Origin of the sequence: Collinsella ihumii (assembly GCF_900046475.1) — a bacterium.
In the GTDB taxonomy this organism is placed as follows: Bacteria; Actinomycetota; Coriobacteriia; order Coriobacteriales; family Coriobacteriaceae; genus Collinsella; species Collinsella ihumii.
Genome location: NZ_FCOU01000003.1, coordinates 68901 through 95627, shown reverse-complemented (window position 1 = coordinate 95627; position 26727 = coordinate 68901). Strand labels below are relative to the sequence as shown.

Annotated in this window: 23 protein-coding genes; 11 read left to right on the top strand and 12 right to left on the bottom strand. The window is 64.4% G+C overall.

What is annotated here, in order from left to right; translation table 11 throughout:
- Positions 1 to 26 precede the first annotated feature (26 nt).
- A complete protein-coding gene (gene larE / locus BN3789_RS01715) occupies positions 27 to 827 on the bottom strand; it encodes an ATP-dependent sacrificial sulfur transferase LarE (RefSeq protein WP_066829153.1) in 801 nt (266 codons plus the stop codon).
- 65 nt (positions 828 to 892) lie between these two features.
- Positions 893 to 1972: a LacI family DNA-binding transcriptional regulator gene (locus tag BN3789_RS01710; protein ID WP_066829151.1), complete on the bottom strand. Its 1080-nt coding sequence runs from the start codon at positions 1970 to 1972 to the stop codon at positions 893 to 895.
- A gap of 213 nt (positions 1973 to 2185) precedes the next feature.
- Between BN3789_RS01710 and glmS the strand changes: the two genes are divergently transcribed.
- Positions 2186 to 4033, top strand: coding sequence for a glutamine--fructose-6-phosphate transaminase (isomerizing) (gene glmS / locus BN3789_RS01705; protein WP_066829148.1), 1848 nt, complete (start codon positions 2186 to 2188; stop codon positions 4031 to 4033).
- A gap of 98 nt (positions 4034 to 4131) precedes the next feature.
- Here glmS and BN3789_RS01700 read toward each other — a convergent pair whose 3' ends face one another.
- Entirely contained in the window at positions 4132 to 5148 is a 1017-nt protein-coding gene (locus BN3789_RS01700; protein WP_066829145.1) for a LacI family DNA-binding transcriptional regulator, read from the bottom strand.
- A gap of 438 nt (positions 5149 to 5586) precedes the next feature.
- Here BN3789_RS01700 and BN3789_RS01695 point away from each other — a divergent pair, with 438 nt between their 5' ends.
- The 7 genes from BN3789_RS01695 to BN3789_RS01665 all read left to right on the top strand — a co-directional run bounded on the left by BN3789_RS01695 (position 5587) and on the right by BN3789_RS01665 (position 14494).
- Positions 5587 to 6798, top strand: coding sequence for a sugar ABC transporter substrate-binding protein (locus tag BN3789_RS01695; protein ID WP_066829142.1), 1212 nt, complete (start codon positions 5587 to 5589; stop codon positions 6796 to 6798).
- A gap of 100 nt (positions 6799 to 6898) precedes the next feature.
- On the top strand, positions 6899 to 7846 hold the full coding sequence (locus BN3789_RS01690; RefSeq protein ID WP_187119100.1) for an ABC transporter permease: 948 nt from the start codon (positions 6899 to 6901) through the stop codon (positions 7844 to 7846).
- A 16-nt stretch (positions 7847 to 7862) separates the two neighbouring features.
- On the top strand, positions 7863 to 9365 hold the full coding sequence (locus tag BN3789_RS01685) for a sugar ABC transporter ATP-binding protein (protein ID WP_066829139.1): 1503 nt from the start codon (positions 7863 to 7865) through the stop codon (positions 9363 to 9365).
- A 13-nt stretch (positions 9366 to 9378) separates the two neighbouring features.
- Entirely contained in the window at positions 9379 to 10350 is a 972-nt protein-coding gene (locus BN3789_RS01680; RefSeq protein ID WP_066829136.1) for an ABC transporter permease, read from the top strand.
- A gap of 103 nt (positions 10351 to 10453) precedes the next feature.
- On the top strand, positions 10454 to 11950 hold the full coding sequence (gene araA / locus BN3789_RS01675) for an L-arabinose isomerase (protein WP_066829129.1): 1497 nt from the start codon (positions 10454 to 10456) through the stop codon (positions 11948 to 11950).
- Between the two features lie 111 nt (positions 11951 to 12061).
- Positions 12062 to 13669 (top strand): xylulokinase, encoded by a 1608-nt coding sequence (locus BN3789_RS01670; RefSeq protein WP_066829126.1) that lies wholly within the window; start codon positions 12062 to 12064, stop codon positions 13667 to 13669.
- A 114-nt stretch (positions 13670 to 13783) separates the two neighbouring features.
- Positions 13784 to 14494: an L-ribulose-5-phosphate 4-epimerase gene (locus BN3789_RS01665; RefSeq protein WP_066829120.1), complete on the top strand. Its 711-nt coding sequence runs from the start codon at positions 13784 to 13786 to the stop codon at positions 14492 to 14494.
- 285 nt (positions 14495 to 14779) lie between these two features.
- On the opposite strand, the gene BN3789_RS01660 is transcribed toward BN3789_RS01665, so the two are convergent.
- The 3 genes from BN3789_RS01660 to BN3789_RS01650 all read right to left on the bottom strand — a co-directional run bounded on the left by BN3789_RS01660 (position 14780) and on the right by BN3789_RS01650 (position 17785).
- Positions 14780 to 16258, bottom strand: a complete 1479-nt coding sequence (locus tag BN3789_RS01660) for an ATP-binding protein (RefSeq protein WP_066829116.1) — start codon at positions 16256 to 16258, stop codon at positions 14780 to 14782.
- Positions 16259 to 16384: 126 nt separating this feature from the next.
- The gene (locus BN3789_RS01655) at positions 16385 to 16837 is read right to left on the bottom strand and encodes a C-GCAxxG-C-C family protein (RefSeq protein ID WP_066829114.1); all 453 of its coding nucleotides are present in this window, start codon (positions 16835 to 16837) and stop codon (positions 16385 to 16387) included.
- Between the two features lie 63 nt (positions 16838 to 16900).
- Positions 16901 to 17785 carry a LysR family transcriptional regulator gene (locus BN3789_RS01650; RefSeq protein WP_066829112.1) on the bottom strand — a complete coding sequence of 295 codons (885 nt, stop codon included), beginning with the start codon at positions 17783 to 17785 and terminating at the stop codon, positions 16901 to 16903.
- A 139-nt stretch (positions 17786 to 17924) separates the two neighbouring features.
- Here BN3789_RS01650 and BN3789_RS01645 point away from each other — a divergent pair, with 139 nt between their 5' ends.
- Positions 17925 to 18977: a YeiH family protein gene (locus BN3789_RS01645; protein WP_066829110.1), complete on the top strand. Its 1053-nt coding sequence runs from the start codon at positions 17925 to 17927 to the stop codon at positions 18975 to 18977.
- Positions 18978 to 19276: 299 nt separating this feature from the next.
- On the opposite strand, the gene BN3789_RS01640 is transcribed toward BN3789_RS01645, so the two are convergent.
- Together BN3789_RS01640 and BN3789_RS12975 are read right to left on the bottom strand one after the other, a co-directional pair.
- The gene (locus BN3789_RS01640; RefSeq protein WP_066829107.1) at positions 19277 to 19711 is read right to left on the bottom strand and encodes a HepT-like ribonuclease domain-containing protein; all 435 of its coding nucleotides are present in this window, start codon (positions 19709 to 19711) and stop codon (positions 19277 to 19279) included.
- Positions 19698 to 20198 carry a type II toxin-antitoxin system RelB/DinJ family antitoxin gene (locus BN3789_RS12975; protein WP_066829105.1) on the bottom strand — a complete coding sequence of 167 codons (501 nt, stop codon included), beginning with the start codon at positions 20196 to 20198 and terminating at the stop codon, positions 19698 to 19700. The genes BN3789_RS01640 and BN3789_RS12975 overlap by 14 nt, the downstream gene beginning before the upstream one ends.
- Before the next feature lie 470 nt (positions 20199 to 20668).
- Here BN3789_RS12975 and BN3789_RS01630 point away from each other — a divergent pair, with 470 nt between their 5' ends.
- Complete coding sequence (locus BN3789_RS01630; protein WP_066829103.1) at positions 20669 to 21697, top strand: helix-turn-helix transcriptional regulator; 1029 nt, start codon at positions 20669 to 20671, stop codon at positions 21695 to 21697.
- Positions 21698 to 21740: 43 nt separating this feature from the next.
- On the opposite strand, the gene BN3789_RS01625 is transcribed toward BN3789_RS01630, so the two are convergent.
- The 4 genes from BN3789_RS01625 to BN3789_RS01610 are packed head-to-tail and all read right to left on the bottom strand — an operon-like array spanning position 21741 to position 25958.
- A complete protein-coding gene (locus BN3789_RS01625) occupies positions 21741 to 22094 on the bottom strand; it encodes a nitrous oxide-stimulated promoter family protein (RefSeq protein WP_066829101.1) in 354 nt (117 codons plus the stop codon).
- A gap of 24 nt (positions 22095 to 22118) precedes the next feature.
- Positions 22119 to 22532 carry a YbaN family protein gene (locus BN3789_RS01620; RefSeq protein ID WP_066829099.1) on the bottom strand — a complete coding sequence of 138 codons (414 nt, stop codon included), beginning with the start codon at positions 22530 to 22532 and terminating at the stop codon, positions 22119 to 22121.
- A gap of 55 nt (positions 22533 to 22587) precedes the next feature.
- Positions 22588 to 24237, bottom strand: coding sequence for an amino acid ABC transporter ATP-binding/permease protein (locus tag BN3789_RS01615; protein ID WP_229254119.1), 1650 nt, complete (start codon positions 24235 to 24237; stop codon positions 22588 to 22590).
- Positions 24234 to 25958 (bottom strand): ABC transporter ATP-binding protein/permease, encoded by a 1725-nt coding sequence (locus BN3789_RS01610; RefSeq protein ID WP_066829098.1) that lies wholly within the window; start codon positions 25956 to 25958, stop codon positions 24234 to 24236. The genes BN3789_RS01615 and BN3789_RS01610 overlap by 4 nt, the downstream gene beginning before the upstream one ends.
- 408 nt (positions 25959 to 26366) lie before the next feature.
- On the opposite strand from BN3789_RS01610, the gene BN3789_RS01605 reads away from it, so the two are divergent.
- The gene (locus tag BN3789_RS01605; RefSeq protein ID WP_066829096.1) at positions 26367 to 26672 is read left to right on the top strand and encodes a CDP-alcohol phosphatidyltransferase; all 306 of its coding nucleotides are present in this window, start codon (positions 26367 to 26369) and stop codon (positions 26670 to 26672) included.
- The last annotated feature ends 55 nt before the right edge of the window (positions 26673 to 26727 follow it).

Here is a 26727-nt window from a genome sequence, read left to right as displayed (position 1 = left end):
GGCAAATGACCCGTCTCATAAAAGTATCAGGCGTTCATGCTGCCGCGGGCGTAGTGATGCCAGACGGGGTCGATGCTGGCGGCGCCCGCGTCGCGCAGCGAATCGAGGATGCCTTGGGGCAGCGAGGCGCCTTCTGCCGCGCATGCTTCGGCGAGATCCTCGTCAGACGCCTCGATGCGTACCGTGCCGGCCACGAGGCGGACGCGGACCTGCTTCAAGCCGCGGACGTGCAGCGCGTCCTCGCATGCGCGGACAAGCTCGAGTTTGCCCGTATCGAGCGGCTCCCCGCAGGGGATGCGCGTCGCCAGGCAGGCGCCCGCCGGCATGTTCCACACCTCGAATCCCCAGCGTTTGAGCATCTCGCGCTCCTCGGCTTTGTGCCAGCCGGTCTCCATGAGTGGCGAGCGCACGTCGAGTTCGGTCAGTGCGCGCATGCCGGGACGGAAGTCGCCCGCATCGTCGGCATTGCTGCCGTCGACGACGACATCAAAGCCGCGCTCGCGCGCCGTGGCGACGATTCTCCGGAAGCCGGCGCGCTTGCAGTGATAGCAGCGGTCCTTGGGGTTGGCGGCGACCTCGGGGACGGACAGCGGGTCGATGGCGGTCTCAAAGACGGGCAGGCCGAATCGCCGGGCGTCGCGCTCGTAGGCCGCGCGCTCGGGTGTGCCCATGAAGGGGTTCACCAGATGGATGAGCGCGGCGCGATCGGGCAGGTGCCGAGCGCAGACGGCGGCGAGAAACGCGCTGTCGACGCCGCCCGAGTAGCCCACGGAAACGCGGCCGTAGGAGTCGAGCAGGGCGACAAGCTGGTCAAGTTGAGATTCCACGGGTCCTCCTCGTCGTTGTCCGCGGCATGTCATACCCGTCTTCATGCCGGCCCATGCGCACCGTGCTACAGGAAGGTGCCGAGGTTCAGGCCGATGGCGTCTGACACCTGGAATGGCGTCGCCCCGACGGTGCTCGCGCGCGTCAGCATGAAGGGCTTCACCAGGGCCTGATGGTTTTCGGCCATCAGCTCGGCGTAGGCCTCGCCCGATTTCGCCGCCTGGATCTGCTCGATCAGGAAATGCACGCCGCGACGTCCCAGCTCGTATCCGGTGGGCGCGCAGGTGGTGAGCGGGACGCTGCCGCTCCATGCCAGAGGGTTGCCGTCGCAGCCGGCCACCGCGATGTCTTCGGGCACCGCGAGCCCCGCCGCCTCGATGCCCTCGATGGCGCCGCAGGCGAGCACGTCGGACAGGCCGATGATGAAATCGGGGCGCTCGGCGGCCGGCAGCGCGGCGAGTTCCTGCCCCAGCTCGTAGCCATCGAGCGCAAGGTCGACGTTGCCGCTGTCGAGCACGGTGAGGGCGACATCGGGATAGCGCTCCATGATGGAGCAGATGCCGTTGAGGCGGCGCCGGTCCTGCGGCGACTCCGCGCGGCCGAGCACGGCGACGCGCTGCGCGCCCAGGCCGATGGCGTGATCGGCGAGCAGGGCTCCCTGTTCGCGATGGTCGGCGGCGACGAAGAAGCCGGGCTCATCGCTGATGGCGTCGAGGAAGACCACGGGGATTCGCCCCGGTTGGACGGCGGGAAGGGCCGCATCTGAGGAGGGCGCCTGCACGAGCACGCCGGACATCTGCGTGCCCATGAAGTAGCGCGTGTAGCGCGACTCGAGCGCCTCGTCGTTGTCTGCGTTGGCGATAAGCAGGCCGTAGCCCTGCCGGTTCGCCTCGACGCTCGCGCCGCTCGCGATCTGTAGGCTCAGGCCGTGGCTGAGGCGCGGCAGCACCAGCCCGAACGTGGGGTTTCTGCCGCCTGCGAGCAGGCGTGCGCTCTGGTTGGGGGCGTAGCCCAGGCGCCTGATGGCGTCGTTGACCGCCTTGAGCGTTTCGGGCCGCACCTTTTCGGGATGGTTGAGGGCGTTGGATACCGTGCCGAGCGCGACGCCCGCCTCGCGGGCCACATCGCCGATCGTCACCTTTGCCATCTGAGCCTCTTTTCGTTTCATAGTGCCGAGAGCAGTGTATCACGACCGGTATTGAAGCGCTTTAATGGGTTGTTTGGGGACGGGTTCGTTCCAACCCATTACGTTACTGGTATGTTACATAAGGTACCAGTTAGCGAGAGACGGGTGCGCGTCCCATACAATGAGCTGTCAGGCGTGATAAACCCCCTCGGGATGAATCGAAAGGATTCGGCTATGTGCGGAATTGTCGGCTACACCGGTCTCGATACGGCGAAAGACGTCCTCATCACCGGCCTGAAGCGATTGGAGTACCGCGGCTACGATTCGGCGGGCGTGGCGCTCGAGCGCGCGGAGGGCGACGGCTGCGTGGTGGACATCGTGCGGCGCGTGGGCAAGGTCGCGGGCCTCGAGTCGGAGCTCGCGCAGAGGGATGACGCATCTACCTGCGGTATCGGCCACACGCGGTGGGCCACGCACGGCGTCCCATCGGTCGCCAACGCGCATCCCCACGCGAGCTGCGACGGGCGCATCGCGGTGGTGCACAACGGCATCATCGAGAATTTCGCCGAGCTGCGAGCCGACCTCGAGGCGCGCGGGCACGTGTTCTCGAGCCAGACCGACACGGAGGTGTTCGCGCACCTGATCGAGGAAGCCTACGCAACAACGCACGACCTCGCCGCGGCGGTGCGGGCGGCGTGCGCGCACGTGGTGGGCGCCTACGGCCTGGCGGCGGTGTGCGCCGATGAGCCCGGCGTCATCATGGTGGCGCGAAAGGACAGCCCCATCGTGGTCGGGCGCGGGGAGCGGGGCAGCTACGTGGCGTCCGATGTCATCGCGCTCATCGACGCGACGCGCGACGTGGTGGTGCTCGAGGACGGCCAGTTCGCGCGGCTTGCGCCCGAGGGCATCGAGTACGCCGACGCCGAGGGGCGGCGGATCGAGCCTGCGGTCACCCATATCGACTGGGATATCGATATGGCCGAAAAGGGCGGGTATCCCGACTTCATGCTCAAGGAGATCTACGAGCAGCCGCGCGTGGTGCGCGACACCTTGGTGGGCCGCCTCGCACCCAACGGCGAGCTGGATATCGACGAGCTGGGCCTGTCGTTCGAGGAGCTCAATGTGATCGACCGCATCTACGTGATCGCGTGCGGTACGAGCTACCACGCGGGGCTCATCGCCAAGAACCTGATCGAGAGCTGGGCGCGCATCCCGTGCGAGGTCGAGGCGGCGAGCGAGTTCCGCTACCGGGACCCCATCATCACGCCGTCGACGCTCGTGGTCGCGGTCTCGCAGTCGGGCGAGACGGCCGACACGCTCGCCGCCATCCGCGATGCGCGCATCAAGGGCGCCAAAGTGTTCGGCATCACGAACGTGATCGGCAGCCCGGTGGCGCGCGAATCCGACGGCGTCATCTACACCAAGGCCAACAAGGAGATCGCGGTCGCCTCGACCAAGAGCTTCATCGGCCAGATCGTGAGCCTGACGCTGCTGGCGCTGCTGCTCGGGCAGGCGAAGGGCCGCCTGACGACCGGGCAGGTCCGCATGCTGTTCCACGAGCTGGGCGACACCTCGGCGCAGATCCAGCGCATCTTCGACACGCAGCTCGACGCCATCCACGAGGCGGCGTGCGCATGCCAGGGCGCGCAGTCCGCGCTGTTCGTCGGACGCGGCATGGGCGCGGCCATCAGCTACGAGGGCGCGCTCAAGCTCAAAGAGGTGAGCTACCTGCACGCCGAGGCCTATGCGGCGGGCGAGATGAAGCACGGGCCGATCGCCCTGATCGAGCCGGGCTTCCCGGTGATCGCGGTGACGACCAAGAGCCCGACGTACGACAAGGTCGTCTCCAACCTGAAGGAGTGCGAGGCCCGCGGCGCACGCATCATCGCGCTGGCGACTGAGGGCGACGAGGACATCAAGCGGATCGCCGACCATGTGATCTACATCCCGCCCGTCCGCGACGCGTTCTCGGCGATCACGGCGAGCGTGCCGCTGCAGCTGCTCGCCCGCGAGGTCGCCCTCATGCGCGGCTGCAACGTCGATCAACCGCGCAACCTCGCCAAGAGCGTCACCGTGGAGTAACGCGGCCAGCAGGCAGTGCAAATCGGGGGACGTACCTTCCGCGTGCATGTATGCACGCGGAAGGTACGTCCCCCGATTTGCACAGGGGCCCCGTGGCCTTATAGCAGAGAGCGGACGCTCTCGCGCTCGATGAAGGTCGTGCTCATGTGGGTGACGCAGGTGTAGGCCTTGGGGTGCTCGACCTGCTCGATGAGCTTGCGCACCGCGATGCGGCCGAGGTCGGTGCGGGGGATGTGCACCGAGGTCAGCCCCGGGTGCACGATGCTGGCGAACTCGACGTCGTCGAAGCCGACCATGGAGATGTCGCCGGGGATGTCGTAGCCGCATTCGGCAAGCGCCTTCATGGCGCCGACGGCCAGCGCGTCGTTCTCGGCGAAAAACGCCGTGGGCAGCTCGGGATCCGTCTTGAGCCAGGCGAGCATGTCGCGGTAGGCGCTTTCCATCTTGTCGGTGCCGAGCGACACGCGGAACTTGTCCTGCGGCACCGCGCCGACCTCGGCGAGCGCGCGCTCGTAGCCACGCTCGCGCAGCGGGAAGTTGCGGATGCGCAGCTTGCCGGCGAGATAGCCGATCTGGCGGTGCCCCATGCGCACGAGGTAGCGCACGGCGCGGTAGGCCGACCCCTCGTTGGAGAACAGGATCGACTCGATGAAATGGTTGTCGCTCTGGCCGTCGACGAGCACAAGCGGCACGGGGCAGTGGGCGAACAGGTCGTAGTCGTTTTGCGTCATCTCGGTGCCGAGCAGGATGATGCCGGAGGTCGGGTCGCCCATGATCTTGGCGAGCTCGTGCTCGCGCGCCGCGCAGTCGGCGAGCTCGACGGTGGTGTAGGAGACGGTCAGGCCGTGGTTGCGCGCCTCCTCCTCGACGCCGTTGACCACGGCGACGCGAAACGAGCCCTCGTCGAGCATGCGTCCGGAGTTGCGGCCCATGACGAACTGGACCTGGCGGAGCTTCGTGGTGCGGCGGTACCCGAGGTCGGCCGCCACGCGCCTGATCTCCGAGGCGGTCTGGTCGCTCACGCCGCGCTTGTTGTTCAGGGCGTTGGAGACGGTGGCGGGGGAGTAACCCGTCCGGCGGCTGATCTCGCGAACGCTTATCTTCGAGGACGGCATGGGGCCTCCCGAGAACAAAACATTTACTAAACACTTGGCAGTGTACTCCCAAATCAAGCCAAACAGTTCGAAAGCCGTTTAGCTTCCTGTGAACGGTAGGTAAACAGTTTTGCCGGTAATCGGATGGCGCGAGCGGTGCAATCCATCGCTGATGCTTTCGGAGGTGTTCAACAAATGACCTCCTTAAAGTGGCAAATTTCAAATGCCGTTCGCCAACGGATTGCTACCGTTCACAGGTTGGACCACCACAATAAACGGTCATCGTCATATAAATGTTTTGTCGATGTTTGGTGAACTGTTTGGTAAAGTTTATTAAGCGTTCGTTCAGCAAACATCCTCACCGATCGGGCGGAGACGCCCATTAGGCATACAGGCTGCAAGGCCTATAGTTTTCCGGCGTGCGGGAGAGCGCGCTGGGGTGTATGGAAGGGGTATTCCATGAAAGAGGTTTCGAGGCGCGACTTCGTCAAGTTGAGCGCAGCTACGGCCGGTCTCGGTCTGACCGCTGGCGCGCTTGCGGGCTGCGATGACGGCGGTGCCGGCGGTTCCGGTTCCGGCGGCGGCTCCGGCGAGAAGATTAAGATCGGCGTCTCCATCTGGAGCTCCACGGACGCTCTGGGCTCCCTGTCCAAGAACATTCTGGACAAGGCCGCCGGCATCCTCGGCATCGAGCTGTCCTACGTCGACCAGGGTCACGTCTCCGAGCAGGTTACCGCTTCCATCGAGACCCTCTGCGCCGCTGGCTGCCAGGGCATCGTTGTCTGCAACTCCGCTGACTCCGAGATGCAGGCCGCTATCTCCACCTGCGACCAGAACATGGTCTATCTGGCTCAGTTCTATCGCATCATCAGCGAGGAGAACAGCCCCGAGGTCTACGCCACCGCTCAGAACTCCCAGTACTACGTCGGCGCCGTCCACGAGGACGAGGTCGGCAACGGCGAGAAGCTCATCGAGCTCCTCACCATGGACAACCCCGATGCCTTCGAGGGCATCCAGAAGGGCGCTCGCAACATCTGCCTCGAGGCTTGGACCGTCGGCGACGCCACCTTCCAGCAGCGCTGGATCGGCTACCAGAACGGCGTCGACAAGTGGAACAAGGAGCACGCTGACGATCCGGTGACCATGACCGAGCCGGTTTACGCCAACACCTCCTCCTCCGAGGGCGCTAAGGTCACGCAGCAGTTCGTGAACAACAACCCCGACATGGACGCCCTGATCGTCGCCGGCGGCGGCGGCGACCCGCTGGTCGGCTCCATCGGCCAGCTCGCCAACATGGGCCTCACCGGCACCATCCGCGTTGCCTCCACCGACTTCCTTGAGGACCTCAAGGAGCAGCTCGAGACCGGTGGTATGTACTGCGAGTCCGGCGGTCACTTCTGCGACCCGCTGTACGCGCTGCTGCTCGTCTACAACGCCATCCGCGGCAAGGAGGACTACGTCCCTGTCCAGGGCGAGTTCGGCAAGGACATCCAGTTCCCGTACGTCTTCGTGTCCTCCGTGGCCGAGTACGAGAACTACGAGAAGTACTTCGTCGACGACGATCCGTACAACGACGATGAGATCAAGGAGCTCGCTGACATGAGCTACGACGACCTCAACGCCGCCGCCACTTCGCTGTCCATCGAGGACGTTATGGAGCGTCACGGCTAATAGCACACCGTGCCATCTTCCTGAAGCGGGGGGTAAGTTCCCTTACCGGAGCTTGCCCCCCCGCTTTCACGCTAGCCATCACCATTGGAAGGAGAGGTGTATGGACGCAATCAAAAAGCTTCAGCAAAGCCAGTGGTTTGGCGTGGGCTTCCTCGTCATCCTCACGGTCATTTGCTGGGCGATCTTCAAGGTGCTGCGCCCCGAGACGTTTGGCTCGCCTACCCAGATCATGACGTATCTTCAGAGCGCGCTCATCTACGCCGTCGGCGGCTGCGGCATGTACTTCATCGTCACGCAGGGCCTGTGGGACTTCTCCATCGGCTCCGTGCTCGTGCTTTCCTGCCTGCTTTCGATCGGCTTCAGCCAGATGTTCGGCATCGTGGGCCTCGTCGCCGCTCCGATCATCTGCGGTATTCTGCTGGGCTTCTTCAACGGCCTCGCCTACACGGTCCTGCGCATTCCGTCGCTGATCGTCACCACGGGCCTGTCGCTCATCTATGAGAGCTTCAGCGTGTTCGCCTCCAACTGGGCCGGCACCCGTCTGGACGCCGACTACAACATGTTCGGCTCCTATCCGTACAACGTGATCCTCGCGCTCATCGCGTTCCTGTTGTGCGGCTTCATCCTGAAGTACACCAAGGTCGGTACCTACATCAACGCTATCGGCACCAACGAGCTCACCGCTAAGAACATGGGCGTGGACGTCGACAAGTACAAGTTCATCGCGTTCGTCCTGTGCTCGGGCTTCGTGGGCGTCATGGCCGTTCTCTACATCGGCTACGGCACCGCTCAGACCCCGATGACCAACATGCTTTCCCAGTCCCTGAACTTCACCCCGCTCATGGGCGCGTTCTTCGGCCTGGCCTTCAAGAAGTACGGTCATCCCGTCGTCGCCATCGTCATCGGCGAGCTCATCATCTCCATGATGTTCGCCGGCTTCGTGGCGCTCGGCATGCCCACGACCATCAACAACGTCGTCACCGGCGCCACGCTGCTGATCGTCGTTACCCTGACCGTCAAGCGCGTCAAGGGCGCTGTCGTAAAGTAAAGGAGGGATACGCACCATGTCAGACAAACTGTTGCTTCACGCTGAGAAGATCGACAAGAAGTTCGGCCCCACGCACGCTGTCAAAGAGGTGTCCCTCGACTTCTACGCTGGTGAGATTCACGCCCTGATCGGCGAGAACGGCTCCGGCAAGTCCACGTTCACCAACATGCTCACGGGCATCCTGCCCATCGGCAGCGGTACCTTCACCCTCGACGGCGAGCAGATCGCCCCGAAGAACCAGGTCGACGGCAACCACCACGGCGTGGCCGTCATCGTCCAGGAGCTCGGCACCCTGAACGGCCTAACCGTGGCCGAGAACCTCTTCCTCGGCGACGAGGGCCGCTTCATGAAGCACGGCATCAAGAACACCGCCGCCATGAACAAGAAGGCCCAGGAGCTGCTCGACGGCTTCGGCCTGTCCAAGGTCCGCGCCACCGCGCCCATCGAGAACTACAACTTCGAGGAGCGCAAGATCATCGAGATCCTGAAGTCCACGTGGTTCGACCCGAAGATCCTGGTCGTTGACGAGACCACCACGGCCCTGTCACAGGACGGCCGCGAGAAGCTGTTCGAGGTCATGCGCGACGTGCGCGCCAAGGGCCACTGCGTCATCTTCATCTCGCACGACATGGCCGAGGTCCTGGAGATGTCCGACCGCATCTCCATCCTGCGCGACGGTGACTTCATCACCACCATCAACGCCAGCGATGTCGACGAGGACAAGCTGAAGACCCTCATGGTCGGCCGTGAGATGGGCGATAACTACTATCGTACCGACTACCCCAACTACGCGACCGAGCCGCAGGGCGAGATCGCCATCATGATGCAGAACGTCTCCGTCCCCGGTTCGCTGAACGACGTGTCGCTCGAGCTCCACAAGGGCGAGATCCTGGGCATCGGCGGCCTGTCCGAGTGCGGTATGCACGAGGTCGGCAAGGCCATGTTCGGCGCGTCCTACGACCGCACCGGCACGGTTCAGCTGGGCGACGGCACGCCGATCGACAGCATCAACGCCGCCATCAGCAACTCCATCGCCTACGCCTCCAAGGACCGCGACAACGAGTCGCTGCTCATCAACGACACCATCCAGGACAACATCACGCTGCCCTCGATGCGCGACATGGGCTTCATCCTGAAGCAGAAGGACCTCAAGGCGTTCGCCAAGAAGTACGCGGACATCATGTCCACCAAGATGGTCGGCGTCGACCAGTACGTCTCGGCGCTGTCCGGCGGTAACAAGCAGAAGGTCGTTCTGGCCCGCTGGCTGGGCAAGCAGTCCGACATCCTGCTGCTCGACTCCCCGACCCGTGGTATCGACATCGGCGTCAAGGCCGACATCTACCAGCTGCTGGCCGAGATGCGCAACCAGGACAAGGCGATCCTCATCATCTCCGAGGAGATCATGGAGCTCATCGGTATGTGCGACCGCATTCTGGTCATGAAGGACGGCAAGATCAACGGGCAGCTCTTCCGCAGTCCCGAGCTTACCGAGCAAGACATCATCGCGAAGATGATTTAAGGAGGCGAAACAGATGGCTTCTACCAATACCAAGGCTGTTGCCGAGACCCAGGAGAAGAAGTTCGACTGGCATCAGATCAAGAGCCTCCTGCCTATCATCAGTTTCGTTGCGATTGTGGCGATCTTCGCCATTCTGACCCGTGGCGCGCTGATCACCCCGCGCAACATCACGCTGATCATCTCCGGCGGCTTCACCCTCATGATCGCCACCGTGGGCGTGTACATGATCATGTCCATGGGCTGCCTGGACTTCTCCCAGGGTTCCATGATGGGTCTGTCCTGCGCCGTGGTCTGCTTCCTGTCGCAGTACAATCCGATTCTCGCCATCGTCGGCGGCATGGCCACCGGCGCCCTGATCGGCCTCATCAACGCGATCTTCCACGTTAAGGGCCAGGTCCAGTCGTTCGTGGTCACGATGTGCATGATGTTCCTGCTTCGCGGCGTCATCGCCTACATCACCACCGCGAGCCCGGTGTACGCTGCCAGCTACCTGACGGCGCTCACCACCAACACGCCGCTGCTCATCGGCATCGTCGTCGCGGTGCTCGTCATCGCCTACCTGGTGCTGCATTTCACCGCCCTGGGCTCCAACCTCAAGGCCATCGGTGCTTCCGAGACCGGTGCCCGCTTCGCCGGCATCAACGTCCAGCGCACCAAGATCATCATCTACGTCGTCGCTGGCGCCATCACTGGCTTTGCCGCGCTCATCAACGCCATCCGCATCGGTTCGGTCACCTCGCAGGCCGGCAACATGCTCGAGACCCAGATCCTCATCGCTCTGGTTCTGGGCGGCATGCCCATCAACGGCGGCGCCCGCTCCCGCTTCTCCAGCGTGGTCACCGGCGTCCTGTCCTACCTCGTGCTCCAGCGCGGCCTCGTGATGCTTGGCTTCACCACCGAGATCCAGCAGCTGATCCTCGGTATCGTGTTCGTCATCATGGTCGCCGTCTTCTCCGAGCGTGCGGCTAACCAAGTCATCAAATAGCGACTCGCGGGGGCCGGGCGTACCGGTCCCCGCTTACCGCGTTGGATGCACCTGGCATCATCCCGTTTTGTCTATAAGGTTCTAGAGCAAGGAGAAAAACGCTATGCTCGAGATCAAGAAGTACAAGTTCTATTTCTGCCCGTGCACCCAGGACCTGTACGGCGACGAGGTGCTCCAGCATGTCGCCGAGCACTCCGCTGAGGTCGTGGCTGCGCTCAACGCTTCCGACAAGGTTCCCTTCGAGGTCGTGCTCAAGCCCAATCTGCTGACCGCCGACGTCATCCAGGCCACCTTCAACGAGGCCAACATGGATCCCGAGTGCGCCGGCATCATCACCTGGGCCCACACCTTCTCGCCCTCCAAGAACTACATCGCCGGTCTGCGCGATCTCCGCAAGCCGCTGTGCCAGTTCGCGACGCAGTACAACGAGGAGATCCCGTACGACACCATCGATATGGACTTCATGAACGAGAACCAGGCCGCCCATGGCGAGCGTGAGTTCGGCCATATCTTTGCCCGTATGCGCTGGAACCACAAGGTCATCTTCGGGTACTGGCAGGACGAGGCCGCCCTGGCCGAGCTGGGCCAGTGGCAGCGCGTCGCGGTCGGCATCAACGAGAGCCGCAACATCCGCGTGTGCCGCTTCGCCGACACCATGCGCAACGTCGCGGTGACCGACGGCGACAAGATCGAGGCCCAGCAGGTCTTCGGCTGGACTGTCGACGCGTGGCCCATCAACGACCTCACCCCGTACGTCGACGCCGTCACGCCCGAGGAAATCAAGGCTCTGACCGACGAGTACTACGACACCTACGAGCTCGTGCTCGACGGCCGTGACCCGGAGGAGTTCCGTCGTCACGTCGAGGTCCAGGCCCAGCAGGAGATCGGTATCGAGCGCTTCCTGGTCGACCACAACTACAACGCCTTCTCCGATCACTTCGGTGACCTGGGCGGCCTGAAGCAGCTCCCGTCGCTCGCCATCCAGCGCCTCATGCAGAAGGGCTACGGCTTCGGCCCCGAGGGCGACTGGAAGACCCCGGCTATGGTTCGCCTCATGAAGGTCATGACCGCCGGCGACCCCAACGCCAAGGGCTCCGCCCTCATGGAGGACTACACCTACAACCTGGTCCCGGGCAAGGAGGGCATCCTCGAGTCCCACATGTCCGAGGTCGACCCGTCCGTGGCCGAGGGCAAGATCGCGATCCGCGCCACGCCGCTGTCCATGGGCGACCGTGAGGATCCGGCTCGCCTGATCTTCACCGCCAAGACCGGCCCCGCCATCGCCACCTCCCTCATCGACCTGGGCAACCGCTTCCGCCTGATCATCCAGGACGTCGACTGCAAGAAGGTCGAGAAGCCCATGCCGATGCTGCCCACCGGCACCGTGTTCTGGACTCCGCGCCCCAACCTCAAGGTTGGCACCGAGGCCTGGATCTACGCCGGCGGCGCGCATCACACCGCGTTCTCCTATGACCTCACCGCCGACCAGATGGTCGACTGGGCCGACGCCATGGGCATCGAGGCCGTCGTCATCGACGCCAACACCAACATCCGCGACTTCAAGCGCGACCTCAAGCTCGGCGAGGTGTACTACCGCTAATCGCAAGCGCGTACCGCCCGACAACTTGGGGCCAGGTACAAACTTGTCAGGTATCACCGGCCGCGTCCCGCCCCGTCGGGGCGCGGCCTTCTTCTTTAAAAGGAGAGGCTCATGGCCATGACGAAAGAACAGATTGTTGCCGATATCGAGTCCGGTGCGACTGCGTTGGGCATCGAGTACGGCTCGACCCGCATCAAGGCGGTGCTTGTGGCGTCCGACAACGAGCCGATCGCCATCGGCGCCTTCGACTGGGAGAATTCCCTGGTCGACGGCTATTGGACCTATAGCGAGGACGAGATCTTCGCGGGTCTGGCCGCCGCCTACGCCGCGTGCAAGGCCGATGTTGCCGAGAAGTACGGCGTGACGCTCAAGAAGGTCGGCGCGCTGGGCATCTCCGCCATGATGCACGGCTACCTGCCGTTCGACGCCGAGGGCAACCTGCTCGTGCCGTTCCGCACCTGGCGCAACACCACCACGACCGAGGCCGCCCACGAGCTGTCCGAGCTCTTTGCGTTCCACACCCCTGAGCGCTGGAGCGTCTCCCACATCTACCAGGCCGTGCTCGGCGGCGAGGAGCATGTGGACAAGATCGACTTCTTCACCACGCTTGCCGGTTTCGCCCACTGGCGCCTCACCGGCGAGAAGGTGCTCTCCATCGGCGACGCCTCCGGCATGTTCCCCATCGACTCCGAGACGCACAACTACGACGCCGCCATGCTCGCCAAGTTCGACGAGCTCGTGGCTTCCAAGGGCGTTGCCTGGAAGGTCGAGGACCTGCTGCCCAAGATCATGGTCGCGGGCGAGTGCGCCGGCCATCTGACCGTCGAGGGCGCGCGTCTGCTCGATCCGGACGGCGACCTGGAGCCCGGCTGCCCCGTCTGCCCGCCCGAGGGCGATGCCGGCACCGGCATGATCGCCACCAACTCCATCGCCCCGCGCACCGGCAACGTGTCGGCCGGCACCTCCGTGTTCTCCATGATCGTGCTCGAGCATGCGCTGAAGGACGCCACGGCGCCCGAGATCGATCTCGTGACCACGCCGGTCGGCGACCCCGTCGCCATGGTGCACTGCAACAACTGCACCTCCGACATCAACGGCTGGGTCAACCTGCTGTGCGACTTCGCTTCGCTCATGGGTGCCGACGTGGACAAGGGCGACGCCTTCGTGAAGCTCTTCAACGCCGCGCTCGACGGCGATAAGGACGCCGGCGGCCTCGTGTCCATCCCGTTCATCTCCGGCGAGACCGTCATGGGCGTTCAGACCGGCTATCCCATGGTCCTGCGCGGTCAGAACTCCAAGTTCAGCATCGCCAACTTCATGCGCATGAACATCATGGCAGCCTTTGGTGCCCTGGCCGCCGGCAACGAGGCGCTGCGCGCCGAGGACGTCAAGATCGACAAGCTCTACGGTCACGGCGGCATCTTCAAGACCCCGAAGGTCGCCCAGAGCCTGCTCGCCGCAGCCCTCGAGGCGCCGGTGACCGTCATGGCCACCGCCGGCGAGGGCGGCGCCTGGGGCCAGGCCGTCGCCGCCGCCTACATGGCGTGGCATGAGGAGGGCGAGTCGCTCGCCGACTACCTCAACAACAAGGTCTTCGCCGACATGGAGGGCACGACCATCGAGCCCGATCCTGCCGACGTCGAGGGCTATCGCAGCTTCCTGGCGACGTTCAAGCGCGCCAACGAGGCCGAGAAGGCCGCCGAGCGCGCCTTCGCGTAACCGTTTTTCGCCACCCCTTCTAGCGGTCGCCGGGCGGGACGCACCGAGCGCCCGGCGACCGTCCTTCCGGGATGCGGAACGATCCGCATCCTTTGCGAGAAAGGATATTCGCTCATGATGCTCAAGGAGCTTCGCGAGAAGGTCTATGAGGCCAACATGGACCTTCCCAAGCATGGTCTGGTCGTCTTCACCTGGGGCAACGCCTCCGAGTTCGACCGCGAGAGCGGCCTGTTCGTGATCAAGCCCTCCGGCGTTGACTACGACAAGCTTTCGCCCGAGTCCATGGTCGTGTGCGATCTGGACGGCAAGGTCGTCGAGGGCGACCTCAACCCGTCTTCCGACACGCCCACCCACGCGTACCTGTACCGCGAGTGGGGCGACAAGATCGGCGGCGTGGTGCACACGCATTCCGCGTGGGCGGTGTCGTGGGCGCAGGCCGGCCGTGACATCCCGGCGTACGGCACGACCCACGCCGACTACTTCTACGGTCCCATCCCCTGCATGCGCGGTCTGACCGAGGAGGAGATCGAGGAGGCCTACGAGCTCAACACCGGCAAGGTGATCGTCGAGGGCTTCGCCGAGCGCGATATCGACCCGGTCGCCGTGCCCGCGGTGCTCGTGCGCAACCACGGCCCCTTCACCTGGGGCAAGGACGCCGATGCAGCCGTGTACCACGCGGTCGTGCTCGACGAGGTCGCCAAGATGGCCGCCCGCACCGAGATGCTGCAGGACGGCGTGGCTCCCGCCCCGCAGTATCTGCAGGACAAGCACTACCTGCGCAAGCACGGCCCCAACGCCTACTACGGCCAGGGCGGCGCTCACTAACACATACGCTAGATATGAGGGCCCCGCACGGGGCCCTCGGCATGTCGGTGGGGTGGGGCTCGCGCGCGGCGCTCTCCACGACACCCGCGCGCCGATGACACAGAACGGACCGTTTGGCACGCTAAAGGGGGTTCATAAAACCGGTTAGCGTGCCAAACGGTCCACTCTGTGTCATCGGGGCCTACTTATGCACTTCGCCGGGTCGCACGCATCTCCATCGCCTCCGGTCTGGGCAGACCGGCAAGATACCGCAGCTTGCGGGCGTGCCGGGTTTCCTGCTGCACTTCACGCCAAGAGGTAGACCGTTTGGTTGCTTGCCCCCTCGGTGCGGATCAAGCCCTCGGCGACCATCGCGCTCAGCAGACGCTTCGCCTTCGTGCTGCCGACCTCGAGGGCTTCCTGGATCTCAACGCGCTTGGACGGCCCGTGCGTCTCGATATAGCGAAGCACCCGCTGGCGTTCTCCCGACGGGGTCTTAAGGACGGTGGGGTTGCTCGCCGGGGCCGCGTCGGCAAAGGCGGATGCGGTCCCAAGCGGTACAACCAGCTTCGTGCAGTCGGGATCGTACGAGACGTGCATGATTGGCTGTCCCGCCTGTGCTTGGCGGCATGCGGTCTGTATGGCGTCGAGGCCGCTGCCCGCGCGCTCGCATGCTGCCAGAAGGCTGAACATCTTCATGAGCGTCGGGTTGCGCGCGTCGGAGATGCCTCCCTGCAGGGCGACGTCGACGGGCACGCGCATGTCGCCCGGGTTCGAGAATTCCACCCGATCACGGTATTTCTGAACGACAACCGGCCTTCGTCCCAGGTAGTCAGCGTGAATGAGTGCGTTGACAAGCCCTTCGCGCACCGCATCATGCATCGGTGTGCTGTCGACGCGAAGCTGGTTGTTATCGAGCTCGAACGGCTTCCGGAGGTCTGCCGTCAGGCGGTTCGAAACCCTGAACCAGAACTCGAAGACGTTTCCGCTCCAATCGCCGCTGTTGCTCGTGATGCGATCAGTCCACCGAGCTGTGCCCTCCTCGTATATTTCTCTATAGTCAAGAAAGAACGATGGAAACTCGCGCACGATCTCGTGCTCGTAGCCGAACATTAGCAGGCCGGCGCGCGTGAGCCGGAGCCCGGCGGATCCTGCGCTCGGGCCGGCGGCGCCAAGCTTGATGAGGAAGTCCTCATCGGGCAGCTCGTTCCAAGGGTGATTGGGGCGCAGAGACGACAGCATGTTGCGATACGAAGCAAGCGTGTCGGGGCTGATGGCGTCGGTTGTGACCTCGTCGAGCAGGAGGGTGTCGAGTGGGGACGCGCTCGCATCGCGGACCATGGCCTGGTAGCTTTCGGGACTGCAGCGGTAATCGCCTTCGCCATTTCGGCGATAGGTCCCGGTTAGGGGGTTGCCTCCGACGAACACGGGACGCAGCTCGCGCGGAGCCCTGGGGACTGTGATGACGAGAATGTCGACGGGTTCTTCGGGGCCCTCGACCGTGTCGATTCGGACATCGTGCGAGGTGAGAATGTTGACGCTCGCGCGGTTGGGGTTGTTGACAGTGTTCCAGAAATCTCGTTCGAGGCGTTCGGGATGGGAGATTCCGACGGGTTTGAGAGACCCATCGGGTTCTTCATCGACGCCGAGCAGTATGATGCCGCCCTCGGTGTTCGCAAAAGCGGAATAGGTTTCCCAGATGCTTTTCGGTAATCCGCCTTGCGCGCGTTTGGCTTCGAGACGGGCATGCTCGCGAAGATGCGCGAAGTCGGATAGCTTGGCCATGAGATGCTCCGTTCGGCGAGATGGGAGTCACCTGGCAGTATAGCATGCAAGGAGTCCGGACGCGTCCGGACGCGTCCGGACGCGTCCGGACTCTTGACGGAAAAGGCAGCCGAGCCCGTGCTTCCGCTACGCCTCGAGCTGGACGTTAAGCTCGCGGCAGAGGATGCGGGCCGCCTCGGCTGCTGCGAGGGCGCAGTTGCTCTGGCAGTGGGCAATACGCTCGGGGCTCGTCCACTCCATACCGCGGGTGAGGACCCTGCAGCATGGCGTGCGCTTGCCGACGCCGGCACAAAACGCGTCGTGCAGCTCGGCGGCAGCGGGCTTGGCGCGCTCCTTGGTCTCCAGCATGAGTCCGAGGAAGGCTACGCCGCCGGCGAGCGCGCCGCAGATGCAGCCGGAGCCGCCCACGCCCGCGCCCATACCGGCGCCCGCGGCCACGACGGCGCGCGGAAAGTCGGGCTCGAAGGCATCCCACAGCGCGGCGATAACCGACTCTCCGCAGTTCATATGGTCCGGACCGGGCCGGTTGTTGCTTCTTGCCGCGGCCTCCACCGCGCTGATGCTCACGCACTCTCGCATGGTCGTCTCCTTTTGCTCATCTGGGGACGGAGTAAAAATGATCAAACTGACCAGTCAACTGTATCACGTGAGGGCGTTCTGCCAGGCGCGCAGCAGGGCGCGGTAGCGCTCGGCAAACAGGCTCCCGCGCTGCCAGATGAGGGCGAAGGCATGCTCGATGTGCATGTCGGCCGGGGTGATGTCGAACAGCTCGCCGTGCGCAAGCTCGGCCTCGACGGCCGCCCGGTACAGAAACGTGATGCCCGCGCCCGAGCGCACGCACGCCTTGATGGCGGGAATGCTCGCGAGCTCGATGATGCCGGCGAAATCGCTGACGGTGAGGTTGCGTGCGGCGAGGTGCTGCTCGAGGATCTCGCGCGTGCCCGAGCCCGCCTCGCGCAGGATGAGGCGGCAGGCGAGCAGGTCCTCGAGGCGTGCCGCCGCAATCGGCCGATCGGCGACGGCGATGTAGCGCTCATGCGAGAGGACCTCGTGGTCGAAGACGGTGCGGTCAAACGACCCCTCCACGAGCGCGAAGTCGATGGCGCCCGCGTCGATGCGCGCCACAAGCTCGGCGGTGTTCTCCACCTGCATGAGGATGCGCTCATCCGGATGGCGCTCCAGATGTCCGGCGAGCAGGCGGGGCGCCACGTAGTCGGCGATGGTGCGCGTGCAGCCGAACCGCAACGGCGCCCGCCGCGCCTTCGCGTCCGATAGGGAGTCGATATCCGCCTGAAGGCGATCTTCGTCGTGCTCCATGGTGCTGAGTGCCCGGTAGAGCACATCGGCCGCCTCGGTGGGATCGACGCCACGCCCAGATTTGATGAACAGGCGGCAGCCGTAGTGCTGCTCAAGTTGGCGGATGTGCTGCGATACGGCGGGTTGTGAAATGTGCAGCGCGTCCGCCGCGCGCGTGTAGCTGCGCTGCCGGTAGACCTCCAGAAACGTATGTGCCCGATAGTCCAGCACCGCGCCTCCCGTGAAATTAGGACAGAGGTTTTTTCACATCACGAATACTAATTGAATGATAAGCAAAGCATCTGAAATCATTATAACCGCAGGGAGTAGCATGTCATGCGGAACGATATCGCAGACGAGAGGACACGACATGGAGCTGGTGAAAGACTTCAAGGGTATGTGGAAAGGCGTGCTGTTCTGCCTTGCCATCGCGATTCCCGCATGGCTGCTCGGCAAGCAGCTCGAGGTGATCGGCGGGCCGGTGTTCGCCATCCTGATCGGTATGGTGCTGGCGCTCGTGGTGCCTGCGCGTGCCGGAGAGCCGCTGCAGAAGGGCATCAAGTTCACGTCGAAAAAGGTGCTACAGTATGCCGTCATCCTGCTCGGCTTCGGCTTGAACCTCGCGCAGATCGCGCAGGTGGGCGCTACGTCGCTGCCGATCATCGTCTCCACGATCGCCACGTCGCTCATCGTGTCCTTCGTGCTCTGCCGTGCGCTGAACATTCCCGGCAAGATCTCCACGCTGGTCGGCGTGGGCTCGTCTATCTGCGGAGGGTCGGCCATCGCCGCCACCGCGCCGGTCATCGATGCCGATGACGAGGAGATCGCCCAGGCCATCAGCGTCATTTTCCTGTTCAATGTCATCGCAGCGCTGGTGTTTCCCACGCTCGGTGGGATGCTCGGCCTCTCCAACGAGGGCTTCGGCCTGTTCGCGGGAACGGCGGTCAACGACACCTCGTCGGTGACGGCGGCTGCGGCCGCATGGGACGGCATGCACCCCGGCGCCAACACGCTCGACGCGGCGACGATCGTCAAGTTGACCCGTACGCTGGCCATCATCCCCATCACGCTGGCGCTTGCGTTCTGGCAGGTGCGTCTTGCCAAGCGCGCTGCAGCTGCGGGCGAGGGCGACGGCCAGGCCGCAGGCACGTTCGACCTCAAGAAGATCTTCCCGTTCTTCATCGTCTTCTTCGTGCTGGCGAGCGTTATCACCACGGTGTTCGCATTGCCTGCGACGGTGACCGCGCCCATCAAGGAGCTCTCGAAGTTCTTCATCATCATGGCGATGGCGGCGATCGGCTTCAACACGAACATCGTCAAGCTCGTGCGCACGGGCGGGAAGCCGATTCTGATGGGCCTTGTCTGCTGGATCGCCATCGCGTGCGTGTCGCTCGGCATGCAGCACGTTCTGGGCATCTGGTAGCGGAAGAGCTCGCAGGGGCGCATGTCCCGTACGACAACAAAGCCTATTTTGCGCGGGGGCGGTCTTAGGACCGCCCCCGTTTCCTTGTGTGGACCGAGTTCAGCCAACCGGTGCTCCGAGTCTCCGGTCAACCCCGCACTTTTTCATGAATAAGTGAAGGTTCGGTTTGGCGTTTCCCCAGGAAAGGGCTGTTCGACCACGAGGTTTTTCATGAATTAAGGCCTTCCTCTTCGATGAGGGGCGGCGGGGCGGGAGCGGGTGCGGACGGCTCGACGGCACCGGGCGACGATACCGCCTCCTCACAAGACGTCGGGAGAGGTATCGAGAGGGCGCGGCACGGATCGGTCAGTGTCTCCAGAAAGCTCTATGCCGTGGAGTGCGGCATAATCTAGGCAAAAGCTTTTGAGCACAGGGAAGTCGGCAACCACCGTGTTCCAGATGGCTGCGCGATCGAGCTTGCCATAGTCGTGGGCGAAGATATTACGCATGCCGTGAATGGCACGCCATGGAATAGTCGGGTGCTCGCGCCTCGTTTCGTCAGACATGTTGCCAGCCTCCTCAGTGGCGCGGAATACGCACATGAAGATCGCGTCGACATTGATGCGCCCTTGTAGCGATTCATCTGATACGAAGCGCTCTTTGGTGAGTTTGAGTGCAGCGACACGTTCCTCCGTTTCGTTTAGGACGCGCCAAAGCTCAGCAACACGGCCGTCATCCGTGTTACGTGCGCTCATAGATTGTCACCCCGTCTCGTTCGATTGCGCGGGCAAAGTCATCGTTTCCCAGGTCGTGTCGAGAAACGATGTCAACAGATTTCCCTGTGGCCTCTTGTACGTCTTGGAGGAATTCGGAAAGGTCGAATAGCGTCAGCGCTCCTTCGTCGTAAGCAATGCGCAGGTCGATGTCGCTGTCGGGTCGCGCTTCCCCGCGCGCATACGAGCCAAAAAGCACAACGCCGGAAATGCCTGGCACGCGCATGGCGGCTTGGGCGACAGCGACGGCTATCTCGTCGCGCGAGAGAACGCGCTGTGCGGGTTGCGCCGCCACGCGGGTGCGCAGGGGATCGGTGCTGATTTCGAACGGGATGCGCCGCTCACGAAGGGTTTGCCTAGCGAACAGATTGATGGCGGTGGAGACGCTCATGCCAACCTCTTCGCAAAATGCTGCAAAGGCGGCTTTGGTATCGCTGTCCATGCGTACACTGAGAACTGATTGCGACATATGATCACCTCTGTATGACATTGTATAGCAAATCGAATACATATACGATGATCAATCCGAAACGATGCATTGGGTGGGGTCAGCGCAAAGGGTGCGGTTGCACATGAGGAGGGCGGGTCCGCGTTGGGCTCCGCCATCAGGCTCTGCACGTCGAATGCCGCATGCGAACGGGAAATAGCCACCGTGAGGGGGATGCTCGAGGAGGCTCTCAGGTAGCGCCCGCGGCCCCGGATCCCTTCGGGCGGATGGCGGGTTGGCCGCGTTGCTGCCGCGCGGGCGCAATCGTGCTCCATGGTGGCCGAAGATTCCTGAACATGCCCTCTGAGCTGGGCATGGCAACCGCAGGGCGCCTTATGGTTGCCATGCTGGAGGCCAAAATGCAGCCCTCCGGTTGGTAGAATGGGGCCGATGGCGCCCGCATACTGGAGGTGCCGGCAAGACATAACGGCATCTACCAGAAAGGCCCCGCCATGAGCTTTCGCGACAACCTTCAGCACCTGCGCGCCTCGCGCAACATGACCCAAGAGCAGCTCGCCATGCTGCTCGGGGTGTCCCGCCAGTCGGTCACCAAGTGGGAAGCCGAGAAAAGCTATCCCGAGATGGACAAGCTTCTCAAGATGTGCCAGATCTTCGGCTGCACGCTCGACGACCTTGTCCAAGGCGACCTCACTTCGCGCGCTCCCGAGCCCGAGGTGACCGTGCCCGCCGGTCCGCCGACCGACGTGTGCGGCTACGACGAGCATCAGCGCATGATGGCCTGGAAGGTCCCTACGGGTATCGCGGCGATCCTTCTGGGCATCGCGATCGGGCTGTTCTTCGAAGGCGCGGTCGAGCTGGCTTCGGTCGGGGCACGCGACGGGCTGTTCGTCATCATCGTGCTCGCCGGCGTCCTGGCAGGCCTCGCGTTCCTTATTCCCGCCGGTATGGAGCACGCCGCATTCCAGCGCGCGCACCCGTACGTGGAGGACTTCTATACCGAAGACGACCGTTTGGCTGCTCGGAAGGCGTTCTCGGGCGGTCTGATTGCGGGTATCGCCTTCATCTTTGCGGGCATCGGCTGCCTCATCATGCTCGAGAAGACGGCGGAGAACATCGCGCTGTTCTTCCTCATGTTCTTTATCGCCCTGGGCGTCTGGAACATCACGCACTACGGCATGCTGCTCGGCCGCATCGACGTGGCGGAGTACAACCGGTCCGTGGGCGAAGAGCTTGAGGTCGAGGAGATCGTCGCCGTTGAGCTCGACGATGCGCGCCGCGAGGCGTTGCTTGCCACCAAGCGCGCCGACCGCAAGATCGGTGCGATCTGCGGTGCCATCATGATCGTGGCCACCATCGTCGGCCTGGGCCTGCTGTTCGCACCGGTGCTCACGTCGGCGAATCCGGACGAATTCGAGCCGCTGGGCACCTCGGCTGCGTGGTTTTGGGTCACCTGGCCCGTCGGCGGCATGATCTGCGGCATCGTCACCCTGCTCATGCGCGCGTTCGGGAAGGACGAGTAGGGTTCGGGTAGGCGGGTGATCGGGGTCGCTCGCGCCGTCGCCCCTACGTTCCCAAAAGGTGGCGAACCGCGGCGATGGGATGGTGCAGCAGCATGCGTGGGCCTGCGAAGCGCATCACCGCGCGGATCTGCTCGCGCATGGCGGGCGGGTAGCAGTGCGTGGCGCACCGGTTGCACGAAGTCTTGGTTGCCATGTGGGGGCACAGCTCGGTACGGCGCGCGGCGAAGGCGTCGAGCTTTGCGCAGGCGGGGCAGACCGGCTCGCCGCAGTATGCGGTCTCGGTGCGCGCGGCGTCTTGGTGGTGTGCACGGCAGGAAAGGGCGATCATCTGCGAAACGACGCGCTTCTCTCGCTCGCGGCGGCGCGCGACGGCGGGGCTATCAGGTGCTTTGGGCATGCGGGCTCCTCATGCGGTCGGGTGCTATGCTTGCGCGGTCTCGTCCCACTGGGCGCGCAGCAGCGCGTCCTCCTCGGGCGAGATGGTGCGGATCTTGGTGAGAAGCGCGATGCCCATGCCGCACACCACGCAGATGAGAACGAGGCGGGCGGGCAGGGCGTCCACCAGCGCGAAGCTGATCAGGCAGGTCGCGGACGTGACGGCAAACATCGACACCTTCTTGCGTGCCGTCATCCCGCCGGACTCGCGAAACGGGACCACGTAGCTGCGGTAGAGGCGCGTGGTGCGCAGCCACGCCTCGAAGCGCGGACTGCTTTTGGCGAACAGCGCCGAGGCGAGCAGCACGAGCGGCGTGGTGGGCAGCAGAGGAATCGCGACGCCGATGGCGCCGAGGCCGAGGACCAGCCAGGCGAGGCAGAACAGAATCTTGTTGATCATGGGAGTCCAATCTTTACGGTTGGGGTCAGACGGGGTGTCGGGATGTGCCCGTGTATCAGCTCACACGGCCGCGCTCGAGCGACACGACGCTATCGGTGATCGCCATGGTGCTTTCTCGATGGCTGACGACAACGACGGTGCGCTCGCCGTGCTGCTCGCGAAGGACGCGCAGGATGGCGGCCTCATTCAGGCTGTCAAGATTGGAGGTCGGCTCATCGAGCAGCAGGATCGGTGCGCGCCGTAGCAGCGCGCGGGCAAGACCGATGCGCTGCCTCTCGCCTGCGGACAGTCGGTCGCCCAGCTCGCCGGCGCGTGTGGCGTAGCCCTCGGGCAGCTGGGCGATGGTGTCGTGGATGCATGCGGCACGCGCGGCCGCCATGACCTCCTCGTCGGTCGCGTCGAGCCGTCCGATGCGGATGTTGTCGGCCAGGCTCTCGTTGAACAGATGGGTCTGCTGCTCCACAAGGGCCTCGGTTTCGCGCAGCGCATGCGTCGAGGCGTCGCGCACGTCGACGCCGCCGATTTTGACGGCGCCCGTATCGACGTCGTAAAAACGCATCATGAGGGAGAGCAGGGTCGATTTGCCCGAGCCGCTTTTTCCGGAAATGCCCACGATGGAGCCGGGTTCGACGGCAAGGGAGACGTCGGCGAGCACCGGGTCGCCAGCGTAGGCGAACGACACCCGGTCGATCTCGGCGCTTGCGTCGGAGGGCGCCGCGCCGTGTGCGATTGCCTCGACGACCGGCTGCTCGTCCAGAAGCTCCAGCACGCGTTCGCCGGCGGCGAAGGTCTGCTGGAGCCCGGTGCCCAGGCTCGCGAGCGCCAGCACCGGGCCGAATGAGCTCATGAGGAGCACGACGCCGATCATCAGTTGGTCGAGAGTAATCTGGCCCATCTGGTGCAGGTATACGCCCGCGCCGACTAGGGCGAGGTCGAAAGCCCACACGATGATGGCCATGACCGCCTGGTTGGCGCCGGCGCGATCCTTGAGGCGGGACTCGTGGTCGGCAAGCGAGCTGCTGCGGCGGAAGAACTCCTCGCCTCGCGCCCGGGCGACGCGGTACTGCATGGCTTCGCCCAGGCCGCGCAGGGTGTCGAGCAGATAGGCGTCAAGGTCGCCCAGCTCGTGGCGAAACGCGCGCCCGGCTTGCCCGGATGCTCGGTTGGCCGCCAGGGGCACCGCGATGCCCACGAAGGCGAAGGCGACGGCCGCGAGCAGGCCGAACAGGGGATGGATGGCGGCCTCGACCGCCACGACGGCGCAGCTCACGCCCAGCGCGATGGCGATCGGCGAGATGGTGTGCGCGTAGAAGACCTCGAGCAGCTCGATGTCGCCCGTGATAAGGGAGATGAGGTCGCCCCGGTTGCGGCCCGAGAGCTTCGCGGGCGCCAGACGGCGCAGTGCGGCGAACACGCGGTGGCGGATGCGTGCGAGCAGCTTGAAGGCGATGTAATGGTTCGCCATCTGCTCCAGGTAATGCAGGATGCCGCGTGCGACGGCGCAGACGACAAGGACCCCGAGCAGCTGCGCTGCGTTCGGAAGGCCGTCCAAACCCGCCGCGGACAGGGCGGCGGTCGTGCCGAGGGTGGGAACGGCGATAGCGGCGAGGTGCCCGGCAACGCCCGCTCCGACTGCAAGCGCCATGATGCCCCAAAGGGGGCCGACCAGGCCGATCAGGCGTCTCATAACGGTCAGACGGCTCATGCGACGTTCCTTTCCAGCTCATGCTGGGCGCGCCAGAACGCGGCGTAGGCGCCATGCGCGGCCACGAGCTCCGAGTGTGTGCCCTGTTCGGCCACGCTCCCGCCGTCGAGCAGATAGATCATGTCGGCGTGAACGAGGTTCGCCAGACGATGGCTGACCACCACGACGGTGCGCTCCCCTGCGATCTCGCGTATGACCTCGGCGATGGCCGCTTCGGAGTCCGCGTCGATATTGGAGCTCGCCTCGTCGAAGATGAGGGTCTCGGCGCTCGTCAGCAGCGCGCGGGCAATGCACAGCCGCTGGCGCTGTCCGCCGGAGAGGTTGCGCGCGCCCTCGGTGATCGGCATGTCGAGTCCGCCGTTTTCGCGCACGAACGCGTCGATGCGCGCCTGGGCGAGTGCGCGCTCGAGCTGCTCGTCGGTGGCATGCGGGTTGCCCATAAGGAGGTTTTCGCGCAGGGTGCCGCTAAACAGGTAGCCGGAGGTGGGGACCACGACCACGTGGCGTGCCAGGCTCTCACGCTCGATATCGCGCACGTCGACCCCGCCGATCCTCGCGGTGCCCGTATAGCCGGTGAGCCTGCCGGAAATGATGGAGGCGAGCGTTGACTTACCCGATCCCGAGGTGCCGGCGACGCCCACCAGCGAGCCGGGTTCGATGGCGAGCGCGACGTCGTGGAGGACCTCGCGCTCTGGCGTGTAGGCGAAGCTGAGCCCTTGGATCTCGATGCGGTTGCGCCGTTCGGGGAGCTCGCGCGCGCCCGGGGACGGTTCGGGCGCGTCGAGGATCGCGAAGATGCGGTCCGCTGCCGCCGAGCCGTTCATGGCGGTGTGGAAGTAGCTGCCGAGCGTGCGCATGGGGATGAAGAACTCGCTCGACAGGATGATGATGGCAAGGCAGGCGGGCAGGCCGATGCGTCCGTCGGCGAGTGCCGAGACGGCGAGCGCGATGCCGAGGGCTGCACCGCCGTATGCGACGAGGTCCATGACGATGATCGAGTTGAGCTGCATGGTGAGCACGCGCATGGTCACGCGGCGAAACGTCTCGGCCTCCGCATCCATCTGCTCGGCCTTGTGCGCGTCGGCCTCGTAGACCTTGAGGGTGGTGAGGCCCTGGAGATTTTCCAAAAAGCTGTCGCCCAGCTCGGCATACTGGTCCCAGTACGAGGCGAGCAGGCGCTTGGCGATGGTCTGGACCGCCGCGATGGCGAGCGGGATGAGCGGGACGCAGGCGATGAGGCCCACGGCGACCGGAAGCGAGATGGGTGCGATAACGGCGAACAGCGTAAGCGGTGCAAGCAGCGCATACAGCAACTGCGGCAGGTAGAGGCCGAAGTAGGTTTCAATCTGCTCGACGCCCTCGCCCGCCACCTGCACGACCTCGGAGGTGGACGTCTGCTGCGCGTATACGGGACCGAGCGCGAGCATCTTGTCGAACAGCGCGCGGCGCAACGTGTCCTTCACGCTGCGTGCGGACAGGTGGCTCATATGGGCCGCGGCGCGCGTGGCAGCGAATCGGATGGTGAGGCATACGAGCGCGGCGCATGCGCCGATGGCCATATGGTGAGCGGCGAGGCTCTTCGCGATGACGAGGTGAAAGAGGTAGGCGATGCCGCCGATGAGCGCGATGTTCGCCACGAGGGCGATCCATTGGAATGCAACCTGCGCGAGCATATAGCGCATCGCGCGGTTGCCGAGCCGAACGAGGCGGCCGTTGACCATGGCAGTCCCTTCCGGTGTTCGTGAGTCAAGTTAGCTAAGCATAACATAGCCTCAGTTATCTTTTGTGAGTTCATTTGTGACTCTGGCGGTCCGCGCGCCAGGGTTTGGGGCTGGACTCCAGGGGAAACGAGTGGTCGGCGTGGACGGGGTGTCCGGATGCGATCTGCCGGCTGAGTCCGGGCCGGCAGGTGACCGGGGTCGCCTGCGTGAGCGTGCCGCCGCCATCGCGGCAGGGGGTCGTCCCGTTTCGCCTTGCGCGGGGTGCCGGCGAAGCGCCCAAAACGGCCGCTGCTCCAAAGTTATGCACCGCCTACCAATTTCATCGCATAGATATGGACAACTACGGGTTTACTAGGTACCAGTAAGGCAAATCGCGCCGTGTGGCGCCCGACAGCTAGGAGGCCAATTATGGGACTGAAAGCTGACGAGACGATATCCCTGAGCTTCGAGGAGCTCCTCGGCTACCTGCGTTCGAAGACTCGCGTGTTTATGGACGTTGACGACGGACAGTACTACATCACGCACACCGACGGCTATTGGCGCGTGCAGGACTGCTCGCAGCTGAACGACAAGGGCCGCTTCACCGATTGTTCTGAGCTGGTCACAACGCTTTCCGAGCTCGCCGAGCTTCCGTGGCACGATGGCAAGAGCCTGCACGACCTGTGCGATTCCGCGGCGTTCCACGAGTCGATTCAAGAGGGCTGGGAACAGTAGGGCCCCTCGAAGCCTTTCCCCGAACACCCGCCTGCGCCTGCGCGCAAGCGGGTGT

Excerpts from the sequence above, each read along its gene's own strand:
- BN3789_RS01700 (WP_066829145.1), bottom strand. The coding sequence starts at position 5,148 with ATGCCGTCCTCGAAGATAAGCGTTCGCGAGATCAGCCGCCGGACGGGT.
- glmS (WP_066829148.1), top strand. The coding sequence starts at position 2,186 with ATGTGCGGAATTGTCGGCTACACCGGTCTCGATACGGCGAAAGACGTC.
- BN3789_RS01690 (WP_187119100.1), top strand. The coding sequence starts at position 6,899 with ATGGACGCAATCAAAAAGCTTCAGCAAAGCCAGTGGTTTGGCGTGGGC.
- BN3789_RS01625 (WP_066829101.1), bottom strand. The coding sequence starts at position 22,094 with ATGCCCAAAGCACCTGATAGCCCCGCCGTCGCGCGCCGCCGCGAGCGA.
- BN3789_RS01680 (WP_066829136.1), top strand. The coding sequence starts at position 9,379 with ATGGCTTCTACCAATACCAAGGCTGTTGCCGAGACCCAGGAGAAGAAG.
- BN3789_RS01620 (WP_066829099.1), bottom strand. The coding sequence starts at position 22,532 with ATGATCAACAAGATTCTGTTCTGCCTCGCCTGGCTGGTCCTCGGCCTC.
- BN3789_RS12975 (WP_066829105.1), bottom strand. The coding sequence starts at position 20,198 with ATGTCGCAATCAGTTCTCAGTGTACGCATGGACAGCGATACCAAAGCC.
- BN3789_RS01660 (WP_066829116.1), bottom strand. The coding sequence starts at position 16,258 with ATGGCCAAGCTATCCGACTTCGCGCATCTTCGCGAGCATGCCCGTCTC.
- BN3789_RS01710 (WP_066829151.1), bottom strand. The coding sequence starts at position 1,972 with ATGGCAAAGGTGACGATCGGCGATGTGGCCCGCGAGGCGGGCGTCGCG.
- BN3789_RS01685 (WP_066829139.1), top strand. The coding sequence starts at position 7,863 with ATGTCAGACAAACTGTTGCTTCACGCTGAGAAGATCGACAAGAAGTTC.
- araA (WP_066829129.1), top strand. The coding sequence starts at position 10,454 with ATGCTCGAGATCAAGAAGTACAAGTTCTATTTCTGCCCGTGCACCCAG.
- BN3789_RS01670 (WP_066829126.1), top strand. The coding sequence starts at position 12,062 with ATGGCCATGACGAAAGAACAGATTGTTGCCGATATCGAGTCCGGTGCG.
- BN3789_RS01645 (WP_066829110.1), top strand. The coding sequence starts at position 17,925 with ATGGAGCTGGTGAAAGACTTCAAGGGTATGTGGAAAGGCGTGCTGTTC.
- BN3789_RS01695 (WP_066829142.1), top strand. The coding sequence starts at position 5,587 with ATGAAAGAGGTTTCGAGGCGCGACTTCGTCAAGTTGAGCGCAGCTACG.
- BN3789_RS01665 (WP_066829120.1), top strand. The coding sequence starts at position 13,784 with ATGATGCTCAAGGAGCTTCGCGAGAAGGTCTATGAGGCCAACATGGAC.
- BN3789_RS01655 (WP_066829114.1), bottom strand. The coding sequence starts at position 16,837 with ATGCGAGAGTGCGTGAGCATCAGCGCGGTGGAGGCCGCGGCAAGAAGC.
- BN3789_RS01615 (WP_229254119.1), bottom strand. The coding sequence starts at position 24,237 with ATGAGCCGTCTGACCGTTATGAGACGCCTGATCGGCCTGGTCGGCCCC.
- BN3789_RS01605 (WP_066829096.1), top strand. The coding sequence starts at position 26,367 with ATGGGACTGAAAGCTGACGAGACGATATCCCTGAGCTTCGAGGAGCTC.
- BN3789_RS01640 (WP_066829107.1), bottom strand. The coding sequence starts at position 19,711 with ATGAGCGCACGTAACACGGATGACGGCCGTGTTGCTGAGCTTTGGCGC.
- BN3789_RS01610 (WP_066829098.1), bottom strand. The coding sequence starts at position 25,958 with ATGGTCAACGGCCGCCTCGTTCGGCTCGGCAACCGCGCGATGCGCTAT.
- BN3789_RS01630 (WP_066829103.1), top strand. The coding sequence starts at position 20,669 with ATGAGCTTTCGCGACAACCTTCAGCACCTGCGCGCCTCGCGCAACATG.